The sequence below is a fragment of the Chryseobacterium sp. FH1 genome (assembly GCF_000735135.1).
Lineage (GTDB): Bacteria > Bacteroidota > Bacteroidia > Flavobacteriales > Weeksellaceae > Epilithonimonas.
In genome coordinates this window covers 84,867-97,108 of the sequence record NZ_JPLZ01000007.1, presented here as the reverse complement: position 1 = coordinate 97,108, position 12,242 = coordinate 84,867, and the positions used below count along the sequence as shown (strand labels likewise).

General features: G+C 35.6%; 15 protein-coding genes. 9 read left to right on the top strand and 6 right to left on the bottom strand.

Annotated features, from left to right (window positions below; translation table 11 throughout):
- Positions 1–6: 6 nt before the first annotated feature.
- The 3 genes from IO90_RS19280 (at position 7) to IO90_RS19270 (ending at position 1,061) form a co-directional block, all read left to right on the top strand.
- Positions 7–129 (top strand): NAD(P)-binding protein, encoded by a 123-nt coding sequence (locus IO90_RS19280; protein ID WP_410492599.1) that lies wholly within the window; start codon positions 7–9, stop codon positions 127–129.
- Positions 130–454: 325 nt separating this feature from the next.
- Positions 455–586: a UDP-galactopyranose mutase gene (locus IO90_RS19275; RefSeq protein WP_410492597.1), complete on the top strand. Its 132-nt coding sequence runs from the start codon at positions 455–457 to the stop codon at positions 584–586.
- 97 nt (positions 587–683) lie between these two features.
- The gene (locus tag IO90_RS19270; protein ID WP_410492596.1) at positions 684–1,061 is read left to right on the top strand and encodes a UDP-galactopyranose mutase; all 378 of its coding nucleotides are present in this window, start codon (positions 684–686) and stop codon (positions 1,059–1,061) included.
- Positions 1,062–1,151: 90 nt separating this feature from the next.
- On the opposite strand, the gene IO90_RS19125 is transcribed toward IO90_RS19270, so the two are convergent.
- Positions 1,152–1,334 carry a cupin domain-containing protein gene (locus IO90_RS19125; RefSeq protein ID WP_262483381.1) on the bottom strand — a complete coding sequence of 61 codons (183 nt, stop codon included), beginning with the start codon at positions 1,332–1,334 and terminating at the stop codon, positions 1,152–1,154.
- A 313-nt stretch (positions 1,335–1,647) separates the two neighbouring features.
- On the opposite strand from IO90_RS19125, the gene glf reads away from it, so the two are divergent.
- On the top strand, positions 1,648–2,754 hold the full coding sequence (gene glf / locus IO90_RS16300; protein WP_185094390.1) for a UDP-galactopyranose mutase: 1,107 nt from the start codon (positions 1,648–1,650) through the stop codon (positions 2,752–2,754).
- Positions 2,755–2,844: 90 nt separating this feature from the next.
- Here glf and IO90_RS16295 read toward each other — a convergent pair whose 3' ends face one another.
- Positions 2,845–3,195 (bottom strand): phosphomannose isomerase type II C-terminal cupin domain, encoded by a 351-nt coding sequence (locus IO90_RS16295; RefSeq protein WP_034969734.1) that lies wholly within the window; start codon positions 3,193–3,195, stop codon positions 2,845–2,847.
- Positions 3,196–3,331: 136 nt separating this feature from the next.
- Here IO90_RS16295 and gltX point away from each other — a divergent pair, with 136 nt between their 5' ends.
- Both gltX and IO90_RS16285 read left to right on the top strand, forming a co-directional pair.
- On the top strand, positions 3,332–4,840 hold the full coding sequence (gene gltX / locus IO90_RS16290; protein WP_034969731.1) for a glutamate--tRNA ligase: 1,509 nt from the start codon (positions 3,332–3,334) through the stop codon (positions 4,838–4,840).
- Positions 4,841–4,978: 138 nt separating this feature from the next.
- Complete coding sequence (locus tag IO90_RS16285; protein ID WP_034969728.1) at positions 4,979–5,935, top strand: acetyl-CoA carboxylase carboxyltransferase subunit alpha; 957 nt, start codon at positions 4,979–4,981, stop codon at positions 5,933–5,935.
- A 323-nt stretch (positions 5,936–6,258) separates the two neighbouring features.
- On the opposite strand, the gene rpsB is transcribed toward IO90_RS16285, so the two are convergent.
- From rpsB to rplM, 3 genes are all read right to left on the bottom strand, one after another.
- Positions 6,259–7,020: a 30S ribosomal protein S2 gene (gene rpsB, locus IO90_RS16275; RefSeq protein WP_028121230.1), complete on the bottom strand. Its 762-nt coding sequence runs from the start codon at positions 7,018–7,020 to the stop codon at positions 6,259–6,261.
- Positions 7,021–7,227: 207 nt separating this feature from the next.
- The gene (gene rpsI, locus IO90_RS16270) at positions 7,228–7,614 is read right to left on the bottom strand and encodes a 30S ribosomal protein S9 (protein ID WP_034969720.1); all 387 of its coding nucleotides are present in this window, start codon (positions 7,612–7,614) and stop codon (positions 7,228–7,230) included.
- A gap of 5 nt (positions 7,615–7,619) precedes the next feature.
- Complete coding sequence (rplM, locus tag IO90_RS16265) at positions 7,620–8,075, bottom strand: 50S ribosomal protein L13 (protein ID WP_034969716.1); 456 nt, start codon at positions 8,073–8,075, stop codon at positions 7,620–7,622.
- Positions 8,076–8,289: 214 nt separating this feature from the next.
- Between rplM and IO90_RS16260 the strand changes: the two genes are divergently transcribed.
- Positions 8,290–9,336, top strand: a complete 1,047-nt coding sequence (locus IO90_RS16260) for a DUF3667 domain-containing protein (RefSeq protein WP_034969713.1) — start codon at positions 8,290–8,292, stop codon at positions 9,334–9,336.
- 145 nt (positions 9,337–9,481) lie between these two features.
- On the opposite strand, the gene IO90_RS16255 is transcribed toward IO90_RS16260, so the two are convergent.
- A complete protein-coding gene (locus tag IO90_RS16255) occupies positions 9,482–9,814 on the bottom strand; it encodes a hypothetical protein (protein ID WP_034969710.1) in 333 nt (110 codons plus the stop codon).
- Positions 9,815–10,073: 259 nt separating this feature from the next.
- Here IO90_RS16255 and pncB point away from each other — a divergent pair, with 259 nt between their 5' ends.
- Together pncB and IO90_RS16245 are read left to right on the top strand one after the other, a co-directional pair.
- Positions 10,074–11,249: a nicotinate phosphoribosyltransferase gene (gene pncB / locus IO90_RS16250; protein ID WP_034969707.1), complete on the top strand. Its 1,176-nt coding sequence runs from the start codon at positions 10,074–10,076 to the stop codon at positions 11,247–11,249.
- 21 nt (positions 11,250–11,270) lie between these two features.
- Entirely contained in the window at positions 11,271–12,014 is a 744-nt protein-coding gene (locus IO90_RS16245; RefSeq protein ID WP_034969704.1) for a hypothetical protein, read from the top strand.
- Positions 12,015–12,242 lie beyond the last annotated feature (228 nt).

Below are 12,242 nucleotides of genomic sequence, written 5' to 3'. Positions count from 1 at the left end.
TACTTAATTGTTGGCTCTGGACTTTTCGGAAGTGTTTTTGCCCATGAAGCTGAGAAAAAAGGAAAAAAATGTCTGGTTATTGACAAAAGAGATCATATTGGAGGCAATGTCTATTGTGAGAACATTTAAGGTATTAATGTTCACAAATATGGCTCGCACATATTTCACACAAACGACAAAGGAATATGGGATTACGTAAATTAGTTTGTGAGTTTTCACCCATTATACTATCTCCAATAGCAAATTATAAAGATGAACTGCACAATCTTCCTTTCAACATGAATACTTTTTATCAAATGTGGAAAGTAAAAACTCCTGAGGAAGCAAAATTGAAAATCCAAGAGCAAATTAAAGACCTGGATATTAAAAACCCAAAAAACCTCGAAGAAGCGGCATTATCCACGGTAGGGGTTGACATCTATGAAAAACTGATAAAACAGTATGTCCAAAAACAATGGGACAGACATCCGAAAGATTTACCAAATTTTATTATCAAAGACTTCCGGTTCGTTTCACTTATGACAACAATTATTTCAACGATAACTACCAAGGGATACCAGTAGGAGGTTATAATAAATTAATTTGAAGGACTTCTTGAAGGAATTGATATTATAACTAAATACGGACTTTTTTGAATTCATCAAGAAAAACAACAATTTCAAAAAGATTACAAATTTGGCAAATTGGAGTACAGAAGTTTATATTTTGAACATGAGACTTTGCCGGTTGAAAATTATCAAGGTGTCTGTGTAATGAGTTTTACGTCAAAAGAAGTTCCATATACAAGAATCATTGAACACAAGCATTTTGAATTTGGAACGCAACCCAAAACAGTAATTACAAAAGAATATTCTCAGGAATGGGACATTAATAAAGAGCCTTATTATCCCATAAATGATGAGAAAAACATGGAGAATCTATCGCAATACAAGAAGTTAGTTTCCGATGAGAAGAATGTTATTTTTGGAGGAAGATTAGCAGAGTACAGATATTATGATATGCATCAGGTAATAGCCTCTGCGCTGACTATGTCAAAAAAAGAGTTTCAAAACGAAGCATAATAATTAGATTTATTTTCAGAAAAACGAGCCATAAGTTTCCTTATGGCTCGTTTTATTATCACATATACTAATTTCGAAAAATGAGTATGACTATAAATCATTCCTATTATACTCATCCTCCAACCTTATAATATCATCTTCACCAAAGTACGTTCCCGTCTGTACTTCTATCAAGACGACTGGTTTGTCGGTAAGATTCATAATTCTATGTTTTGCACCAAGTGGAATAAAAATGCTTTGCCCGTAAGTCAAAGGAATCTCTTCGCCGTCCAAAACAATAGTTGCATTACCTTCGATGATTGTCCTTGTTCCTGTCTTTTGTAATGGAACTGATAAGATAATTTCTGTCCCGGATTTACCTCAATTCCTTTTAATTAATAATGAGCTTCATCTGCCAACACAAAATATGTTCCCCGAAGGTCTTTCGCCAATTTCTAACATAACTCCTATTTTAATGAACAAATGTACTATTTCGGAAAAGATTAACCAAATTCAAAAGGCAAAACGCTCAGAATTTCTTAATTTTGCAACACATTTTAAAAAAAACTAAAAACCGATAAATTCAATTTAAAAACTAATATCTATTATGAAATATGATTATTTAATTGTTGGCTCTGGATTATTCGGAAGTGTATTCGCACATGAGGCCAAGAAAAAAGGAAAAAAATGCTTGGTCATAGACAAAAGAGACCATGTTGGCGGCAATGTTTACTGCGAAAATATCGAAGGCATAAATGTTCATAAATACGGCTCACATATTTTCCATACCAACGACAAAGGCATTTGGGACTATGTCAATCAATTCGTAAGTTTTCACCCTTTTATTCTGTCGCCAATAGCAAACTACAAAGGAGACTTGTACAATCTTCCTTTTAATATGAATACTTTCTACCAAATGTGGAAAGTAAAAACACCAGAAGAAGCAAAGGCTAAAATCCAAGAACAAATCAAAGATCTGGATATTAAAAATCCAAAAAATCTTGAGGAGACAGCATTATCTCTTGTTGGTGTAGATATTTATGAGAAACTCATCAAAGAGTATGTACAAAAACAATGGGACAGACATCCGAGAGATTTGCCGAATTTCATCATCAAAAGACTTCCTGTTCGTTTTACCTATGATAACAATTATTTCAACGACAACTATCAGGGGATTCCTGTCGGAGGCTACAACAAGTTAATCGACGGACTTCTAGAAGGGATTGACGTACAACTAAACACAGATTTTTTTGAATTTATAAAAGAAAATGACAATTTTGAAAAGATAGTTTACACAGGTCCGATAGATGCCTATTTTGATTATCAATATGGTAAATTGGAATACAGAAGTTTATATTTCGAACACGAAACTTTACCCGTTGAAAACTATCAAGGAGTCTGCGTGATGAGCTTCACATCAAAGGAAGTTCCCTATACAAGAATCATCGAGCACAAGCATTTTGAATTTGGAACACAACCAAAAACTGTTATCACGAAAGAATATTCTCAGGAATGGGATGTGGATAAAGAAGCATATTATCCTATCAATGACGATAAAAACATGGAGAAACTTTCCCAATATAAAAAATTGGTAGCTGGCGAAAAGAATGTCATTTTCGGAGGAAGATTAGCAGAGTACAGATATTATGATATGCATCAGGTAATAGCCTCTGCGCTGACTATGTCAAAAAAAGAGTTTCAAAACGAAGCATAATAATTAGATTTATTTTCAGAAAAACGAGCCATAAGTTTCCTTATGGCTCGTTTTATTATCACATATACTAATTTCGAAAAATGAGTATGACTATAAATTATTCCTATTATACTCATCCTCCAACCTTATAATATCATCTTCACCAAAGTACGTTCCCGTCTGTACTTCTATCAAGACGACTGGTTTGTCGGTAAGATTCATAATTCTATGCTTGGCTCCTAGTGGGATAAAAATACTGTTCCCATAAGAAAGATGGATTTCTTTTTCATCCAAAATCACAACCGCATTACCTTCAATGATTGTCCAGAATTCCTGACGGTGGTGATGAAACTGATATGATAATTTTGCTCCTGGATTCACAACGATTCGTTTCAGCTTGTAATGTGGTTCATCTGCCAAAACAAAATAAGTTCCCCAAGGTCTTTCACCAATTTCTAACATAACTTCTATTTTAATGAACAAATGTACTATTTCGGAAAAGATTAACCAAATACAAAAGGCAAAACGCTCAGAATTTCTTAATTTTGCACCACCATTTTTTAGTCATTCCAATGACTTTTAAAAATCAATAATAATTATGGAAAAAGTAAGAGTGCGATTTGCACCCAGCCCGACAGGCGCTTTACATCTCGGAGGCGTAAGAACCGCTTTGTATGATTATCTTTTCGCTAAGAATCAAGGCGGAGAATTTGTTCTCAGAATCGAAGATACAGATACCGCAAGATATGTGGAAGGTGCAGAGGATTACATCATGAATTCTTTGGAATGGTGCGGAATCATCCCTGACGAAAGCCCAAGAGTTGGCGGACCGTATGCACCTTACAGGCAATCTGAAAGAAGAGACATCTACGACAGATATAAAGCGCAAATCCTGAAAACAGATTACGCATACTTGGCTTTTGACACGCCGGAAGAATTGGATGCAATAAGAAAAGACTTCGAAGCTAAAGGTGATGTTTTCGCTTATAATCATCAGACGAGACAGCAATTGAGAAACAGCATTTCTCTTTCTCAGGACGAAGTTCAGAAATTATTGGATGCGAACGTTCCGTATGTGGTTCGTTTCAAAATGCCGGTTGACAGAACTTTGAATCTTCAAGACATCATCAGAGGGAATTTTTCTGTGAACACCAATACTTTGGACGACAAGGTTTTGATCAAAAATGACGGAATGCCAACTTACCATTTCGCTAATGTGGTTGATGATTTCGAGATGAAAATCTCTCACGTGATCCGTGGTGAAGAATGGTTGCCATCTATGCCTTTGCATGTTTTGTTGTATGAAGCGATGAATTGGGAAGCGCCTGAGTTCGCCCACTTATCATTGATTCTAAAACCAGAAGGCAAAGGAAAATTGAGCAAAAGAGACGGTGCAAAATTCGGTTTTCCGGTTTTCCCAATGAATTTCAAAGATCCTGAAAGTGATGAGATTTGGAAAGGCTACAAAGAATCTGGTTATTTCCCGGAAGCTTTCATTAATATGACTGCGCTACTTGGTTGGACACCAGCAAATGACATAGAAATTGTTTCTATGGACGAAATGATCGCGGAATTTGACCTTCATAAAGTTCATAAAGCGGGCGCAAGATTCGATCCGCAGAAAGCAAAATGGTTCAATCAGGAATATTTGAAGACCAAATCAAATGAAGAGGTTTTAGAATTATTAAAAGAGGTTGAAGAAGTAAAAGCTTTTGATCTTTCTGATGACAAATTATTGAAAATCGTTTCATTGATGAAAGAAAGATCGACTTTCGTAGTTGATATTTACAACGATGGAAAATTCTTTTTCGAGGCGCCAACTTCTTACGACGAAAAAGCATTGAAGAAAGCTTGGAATGATACGACTTCTGCCATTCTAAAAGACTTTTCTGCAAAACTCGAGACTGAAAACTTTGAATCCGAAACTCTCAAGGAAGCCATCCATCATTTTGCAGAAGAGCATTCTTTGGGAATGGGAAAAGTGATGATGCCACTTCGATTGGCTCTAGTCGGAGAACTGAAAGGTCCTGATGTTCCAGACATTATGAACATTATTGGCAAAGAAGAAACTTTAAAAAGAATAGAAAAAGCAATTAGCTCAAATTAATTATCAGAATATGTGGCAACTTTAGAAGGACAATTATGATTTTCACTTTGTCAGTCTGAGGTTCTCGAAGACTTTTACTAATATTAAAAACCAATTCAAAAAAAAACATTATTTTTGAGGGTTTAATCCAAACAAAACATGGAATATTTAGAATTTGAACAACCTGTAAAGGAATTGATAGATCAGTACGAAAAATGTGTGCAATTGGGTACAGAAAGCGGCATTGATGTGGATGAATCCTGCAAAAAGATCAAAACCAAAATAGAAGAAACGAAGAAAAAAATATACGAAAATCTGACGCCTTGGCAGAGAGTTCAGCTATCGAGACATCCGGACAGACCTTATACGCTTGATTACATCAACGGTTTGGCAGACGAAGGAAGTTTTGTGGAACTGCACGGTGACAGAAACTTCGGTGATGATCCTGCGATGATCGGCGGAATTGCCAGTATCAGCGGAAATACGGTAATGTTGATCGGAACTCAGAAAGGTAGAACGACCAAAGAACGCCAGCACAGACGTTTCGGAATGTCGAATCCTGAAGGTTACAGAAAGGCTTTACGTTTGATGAAGTTGGCAGAGAAATTCAACATTCCTGTAGTGACTTTGATCGATACGCCGGGCGCTTATCCTGGATTGGAAGCAGAAGAACGCGGACAAGGTGAAGCGATTGCCAGAAACATCTTCGAAATGTGTTCTCTAAAAGTGCCAATCATCACCATCATCATCGGTGAAGGTGCTAGTGGTGGCGCATTGGGAATTGGCGTTGGAAACAAGGTCTACATGATGGAAAACACTTGGTACTCTGTGATCTCTCCGGAAAACTGTTCTGCGATCCTTTGGAGAAGCTGGGAATATAAAGAAACGGCAGCAACGACAATGAAACTGACAGCAGAAGATATGCTGAAACAGGAATTGATCGACGGCATTATTCCAGAGCCTTTAGGAGGCGCACATTATGATTCTGCGACTACGTTTGAGAATGTGAAGAAAGTTCTTTTAAAAGACATTAAAACGTTGTCTAAGCAAGCTTCTGAGAAATTAGTGAACGACCGTCAGGAGAAATTCATTGCGATGGGAGAATTCAAAGGGTAATCTGGCTGTTGGCAATTTGCTTTTAGCTTTTGGCTTAAGACTTTTAAACCTAATAAGTATAAACCTTTCAGAGTTTGAAACTTTGAAAGGTTTTTTTTATTTGTATTGATTGACAAATGTTGATATTACATTGCATCTGCGCCCCGACTTGAGCGGAAATCCTTTTTTGCGTGTACTCAAGTTCTATTGAAACTAAAATCGTCTGCAAAAAAGATTGGGAGCGGAAGGCGGATAAAGGCGCCCAAATAATTAGAATACAACAACAAAAAAAAGCGGTCTCAAATGTTTGAAACCGCTTTTCTATTTTTAGATAAATCCTTCGATTATTCAGCATCGAAATCAGCATCTGCGTCTGCAGAAACTTTTTCGCCTTCTTCTTTAGATTTTTCTTTGTCTGCTTTTCTTTGAGATAAACCTTCTTTGATAGATTCTGAAACTACGCTCAACAACATATCAATAGATTTTGAAGCATCATCATTTCCTGGGATCACGAAATCCACTTTTCTTGGATCTGAGTTAGTATCTACGATACCGAAAACCGGGATACCCAATTTTTTAGCTTCAGTCACTGCGATGTGCTCTCTCATAATGTCAACTACGAAAATAGCTGAAGGAAGACGAACCATGTCTGAGATAGAACCTAAGTTTTTCTCAAGATTTGCTCTTTGACGATCAACTTGAAGTCTTTCTTTTTTGGATAAAGTTTCGAAAGTACCGTCTTTCTTCATTTTATCGATAGAGTTCATTTTCTTCACAGCTTTTCTGATAGTTACAAAGTTTGTAAGCATACCACCTGGCCATCTTTCTGTAATATAAGGCATGTTAAGTTCAGCAGCGTGTTTTGCTACTACTTCTTTCGCTTGCTTTTTAGTTGCTACGAAAAGAACTTTTTTACCTGCAGAAGTTAATTTTTCCAAAGCTACGCAAGCCTCGTCCAATTTAACAGCTGTTTTATGTAAATCTACGATGTGAATACCGTTTTTCTCCATGAAAATGTATGGAGCCATATTTGGATTCCACTTTCTAGTCATGTGACCGAAGTGTACGCCAGCCTCTAAAAGGTCTTTTACATTTGCTTTTGCCATGTTTTCTTGTTTTTTGTTAGTTTACTTTCCGCTTTTCCGCAATCAACTTTACTTTAGATGGGAGTAAAGTTTGGATGCTAAACGTAACGGGCAATAGGCGTTTGGCTTTTTGCTTATAGCAATTGGCTTTTCGCCGAGATTAACTGAAATTTAATTTTAAAAAAATTCTGCAGCCAATAGCTAATAGCCATTCGCCAACAGCAAATCTTAACGTTTTGAGAACTGGAATCTCTTTCTTGCTTTTTTCTGACCGAATTTCTTTCTCTCAACCATTCTTGCATCTCTTGTAAGCAATCCGTGTGGCTTAAGAACCAAACGATATTCCTCATTGATCGCGCATAATGCTCTAGAAACTCCTAGTCTGATAGCTTCAGCTTGTCCAGTAATCCCTCCTCCGAAAACATTCACTTTAAGATCATATTGATCAACAGTTTCTGTCAACAAAAATGGCTGATTCACTTTATAAACCAAAACATCCGTACAGAAATAAGTTTTAGCATCTTTACCGTTTATGCTAATAACGCCAGTTCCTGGCTTAACAAAAACTCTTGCAACAGAAGTTTTTCTTCTTCCGATTTTGTGTACTGTAGACATATTAATTATTTGAATTCGTTAACATTGATTACTTTAGGCTGCTGAGCTTCATGTTTGTGTTCTGTTCCTTCATATAAATAAAGGTTTTTGAACAAAGCAGAACCTAGTCTGTTTTTAGGAAGCATCCCTTTGATAGATCTTTCCAAAACTTTCAGTTCGTCTTTTTTCTTAAGCTCGTCTGCAGTCATAAACTTCTGACCACCAGGATATCCTGTATGCCAGATGTAAGTTTTATCTGCCCACTTGTTTCCGGAAAGTGTAACTTTCCCAGCGTTCAAAACGATCACATTGTCTCCGCAATCTGCGTGAGGTGTGAAGTTCGTTTTGTGCTTACCTCTCAAAATCTTTGCAACGGTAGAAGCTAATCTTCCCAACGGTTGCCCAGCAGCGTCTACAACAACCCATTCTTTATTTGCTGTAGCCTTGTTTGCCGATACTGTTTTGTAACTTAATGTATTCACAATTTATCGTTTACGATTAAACATAATTTTCCCTTACGGGTGTGCAAAGGTAGCAAAATTTTTTCGCCTGAAAAATTAATCCGCAAAAAAGATTTTAAATTTCTAATAATTAATGAGTTATTGATTCAGATTTATTCTGAAGTCTTTAAAATTAATTAATATGAAGGCTATTATATAAGAGTGCTTTTTTATATTTTTGGTGAAAATTCTAAAAATGAGCCACGGAAAACTGAGAGAAGAAAAAGACTGCCTGAATTGCGGACATCTGGTTGAAGAAAAATACTGCCCTAATTGTGGACAGCAAAATATCCAGACCAGACAGCCTTTTCATTATCTATTCACTCATTTTGTAGAAGACTTCACACATTACGACGGACAATTCTGGGGAACTTTGAAAAATCTGTTCTTCAAACCAGGGAAACTTACGAGCACTTATCTTGAAGGAAAGCGACAAACTTTTGTCCCTCCTGTGAAGCTTTATATTTTTGTAAGTTTCGTTACATTTTTCCTGTTCGCTATATTTCCGCCTTTCAATATCAATTTTGAAGGAAAGGGGAAATCAAAATTATTTTCTCAAAAGGACAAAATCTCCGAAATACAAAAAGCGCTTAACGATGCTAAGGCCAAAGAAAAGTGGACGAAAGAAGACAGCATAATTATTGCCAAGTACACTCCTATTCTTGCAGACTCTTCAAAAATCGACGAAATTGAACAGACGTTCGATATGGACAAAAAACTAGAAGAGGATGAAATCACCATTTCTGATCAAAATTTTATTAATAGGCCAATACACGACAAACTAACTGAATTACAGAAAAAAGGCTACAAAAAGAGTGAAATCTTAACAGGATTTATAGAGACAACAGTCCATAATCTTCCAAAAGCACTTTTCATTTACCTCCCGATTTTCGCCTTTATATTATGGCTGTTTCATAACAAAAAGAGATGGTGGTATTTTGACCATGGTATTTTCACATTACATTACTTTTCATTTCTTTTGCTGTCTTTATTATTTTCATTACTATTATATAAAGTTGCAGACCACTCCAGCGTCCCAATTATTAATAAGCTATTATACATAGGTATTTTCTGTATTTTTACTTATGACGTTATCTACTTTTTCATTGCCCACAAACGGGTTTATAAAACTCAAAAAAGAATAAGCTTACTCATTGGTTTCTTAACGCTATGGTTTAACTTTTTTGCTTTTAACTTTTTAATAATAGGATTAGCAATCATAAGTTTCCTGATGATACATTAAAAATGTTAAAGCCAGATTTTCCAAAAATCTAGCTTTAACATTTCAAAACAATTTTCTTTTCCCCAACCATAAAGGGAGGAAAATCATTTTAAAATTTCATCAAAATTGCTCCCTTTAGGGTTGGGGAAATAATTTTGATGGAATTTTAATATCGTAAAGATTTACTTTCTCTAAAACTCGCAATCATATAATACGCTACGAATACAGTCGAAAATTTGAGGATGGAAGAAACGGCAATTTCAAAATCAAAACGAATCAATCCTAAAACCACGAGGAAAATTATCCCTATAAAAGAAATTCCCATTTTCTTTGGCAAAGGCCACTCAGGATGGTCAACGAAATAAGCCAATCCCCAACCAATTCCAAAAGCTGAAGCCACATAAAGTTCCACCCAAAAATCTACCGGACTTCCCGTGAGACGTCTCAGGAAAAAACTAATCAACGTTCCGACCACAAAATACATCAGCGCTTTTACCATTTTAAATCATTTTTGCAAAAGTAAGGAATGTAATATTATAATGTGATAAAGAGAAAACACAAAGACACAAGAGGTGTTTTTTCTTCTTACTGCTTTAAGGCACAAGAAAATCTTTGATTTTTTTTGTTTTAATGACATTAAACTTTGTGCCTTACAACACAGCATTTTAATAAGAAATCCTTTTGCGCCTTTGTGTTATTTTTTTCTTCATCAAAATCTCCTCAACAAAATTCCTTAGATTTGTGTAAACGATATTTTTATGCGCGAGGTTCGGCTGAATTCTATTCTGGATAATGACTTTTATAAAATCACAATGCAAAATGCAGTCGTGAAATTATTTACCAACGAAATTGTAAAATACGAATTCATCAACCGTGGAAAACACGAGTTTCCCGAAGGTTTTGCAGACGAACTCAGAAAATCTGTCAACGCAATGGCAGAACTGAAACTCACCAAAGACGAAAAAAAATATCTGAAAGTCACTTGTCCATATCTTGCCCTTCCCTACCTCGATTTTCTGGAAGGTTTTCATTACGACCCTTCCGAAGTGAAAATTGAGCAACACGGAAATGAGCTTAAAGTTTCCGTCGAAGGACTTTGGTACAGAACGATTCTTTGGGAAGTTCCTTTGCTGGCGCTCATCAGCGAACTTCATTACGAAATGAATCATCTGGAAAGACAAACCAACGAGGAAGTCATTGATAAAACTGTGGAAAAAGCCGTTCATCTAACAGAACTCGGTGTTCCATTTGCAGAGTTTGGGACGAGAAGAAGACATTCTTACAAAGTTCACAGATTGGTGATGGACGCTTTGATTCAGGATAAAAAATCTACTTTTACGGGAACTTCGAATGTTCATTTGGCGATGCTTTACAATGTAAAACCAATTGGGACGCACGCGCACGAATGGTTTATGTTTCACGCGGCAGAATTTGGTTTCAAGATGGCAAATTCTATCGCACTGGAAAATTGGGTCGATGTTTACCGTGGTGATTTGGGCGTGGCACTTTCCGACACTTACACGACGGAAGTTTTCTTCCAGCAGTTTGACAAGAAATTTGCAAAGTTGTTCGATGGCGTTCGTCACGACAGTGGCGACCCGTTGGAATTTGCGGACAAAACGATTGCACATTATCAGAAACAAGGCATCAATCCATTGTTCAAATACATTATTTTCTCAGACGGACTGAATCTTGAAAAAGTGGAGGAAATCACCAATTACTGCAAAGGAAGAATCGGGATTTCTTTTGGAATCGGAACCAATCTTACGAATGATGTTGGCCTCAAACCTATGAATATCGTAATGAAACTCATCAGCGTAAAAGGCATTAATAACGAATGGATTCCAACTGTGAAACTATCTGACGAAAAAGGAAAATACACCGGCGACCCGAAAATGATTGAGTTGGCGAAGGAGTTTTTGAGGATAAAGTAAATTGATAAATATTAGTCAACAATGAAAATTAAATTCTTAAAATATTTAATCTTACTTTTTTGTTTTTACAGTTGTGGATTTGAGAAATTGGGAGAATGGAAAATTTCAACTTTATATGCCCAAAAAATTCAAGGAACTTCAAAAGTTTTATACAAATATGATGCTTGGGGAGGGCGAGATTCTAACGCAAATGGTTTTGTTATTCTAGATTCATCTGATACTTTTAAAATTGACTTACAAAATGAATTACCTTTTTATAATCTTTCAGACATTCCTAACAAAACAAAAATTGTAGGAATTACACACGATTGCTATAATTCTTGCGGGAGCGATTATTATAAATCAAAACCAATTTTCTACCCGATGAAAATTGAGAAATCTCTATCTAACGATATTCACATCGAAACGATAATTTATCAATATCGCGGTTACTCGGAGAAAGCTGGAGGATTAGAAAGATATGTTTTCGAAAAATTTGCCGAGACAAAAGACAGTTTATTCTTCTATGATTTAAACGATGTAGAAAGTATGAATGGAATTCATTTAGATGAACTTAGAATCAAAAAAGGAGAAATTTATCTCTTGCAGAATGAAAATAAAGAAGTAGAGAAAATTATTGCTAAACAAAAGACATTGAATCCAAAAACAAAAGAATTTATTGACGGGCGCACTTGTTCCCTAACTCCAAAAAATAAGATATTATCTAATAAATTTTCAGAGAGAGGAATTTTTAGAGAAGTAAAAATAAAAGAAAATAACAATTGATTCTATACAATTATAATTAATACAATTATCAACTTAGTTTTTCCATAATTGAATACCGAGAAGACAAACTCTTAAACTTAAAAAAATTGCGGGTCTGCGCAAAATTGCTAATAGCGTCATTACAATTTTTAAGAATTAAATAAAAATAATCTCAAATCTCCCTATCAAACCTAATCATAAAAGATTATTATTTGGACTAAAAACTAAATCTAAAAATTTAACTTAAAG

What these genes read in the sequence shown, in the direction of transcription:
- IO90_RS16285 (WP_034969728.1), top strand. Translation starts at nt 4,979, where the DNA reads ATGGAATATTTAGAATTTGAACAACCTGTAAAGGAATTGATAGATCAG.
- IO90_RS19275 (WP_410492597.1), top strand. Translation starts at nt 455, where the DNA reads ATGGGACAGACATCCGAAAGATTTACCAAATTTTATTATCAAAGACTT.
- glf (WP_185094390.1), top strand. Translation starts at nt 1,648, where the DNA reads ATGAAATATGATTATTTAATTGTTGGCTCTGGATTATTCGGAAGTGTA.
- gltX (WP_034969731.1), top strand. Translation starts at nt 3,332, where the DNA reads ATGGAAAAAGTAAGAGTGCGATTTGCACCCAGCCCGACAGGCGCTTTA.
- rpsB (WP_028121230.1), bottom strand. Translation starts at nt 7,020, where the DNA reads ATGGCAAAAGCAAATGTAAAAGACCTTTTAGAGGCTGGCGTACACTTC.
- pncB (WP_034969707.1), top strand. Translation starts at nt 10,074, where the DNA reads ATGCGCGAGGTTCGGCTGAATTCTATTCTGGATAATGACTTTTATAAA.
- IO90_RS16295 (WP_034969734.1), bottom strand. Translation starts at nt 3,195, where the DNA reads ATGTTAGAAATTGGTGAAAGACCTTGGGGAACTTATTTTGTTTTGGCA.
- IO90_RS16255 (WP_034969710.1), bottom strand. Translation starts at nt 9,814, where the DNA reads ATGGTAAAAGCGCTGATGTATTTTGTGGTCGGAACGTTGATTAGTTTT.
- IO90_RS16260 (WP_034969713.1), top strand. Translation starts at nt 8,290, where the DNA reads ATGAGCCACGGAAAACTGAGAGAAGAAAAAGACTGCCTGAATTGCGGA.
- rpsI (WP_034969720.1), bottom strand. Translation starts at nt 7,614, where the DNA reads ATGTCTACAGTACACAAAATCGGAAGAAGAAAAACTTCTGTTGCAAGA.
- IO90_RS16245 (WP_034969704.1), top strand. Translation starts at nt 11,271, where the DNA reads ATGAAAATTAAATTCTTAAAATATTTAATCTTACTTTTTTGTTTTTAC.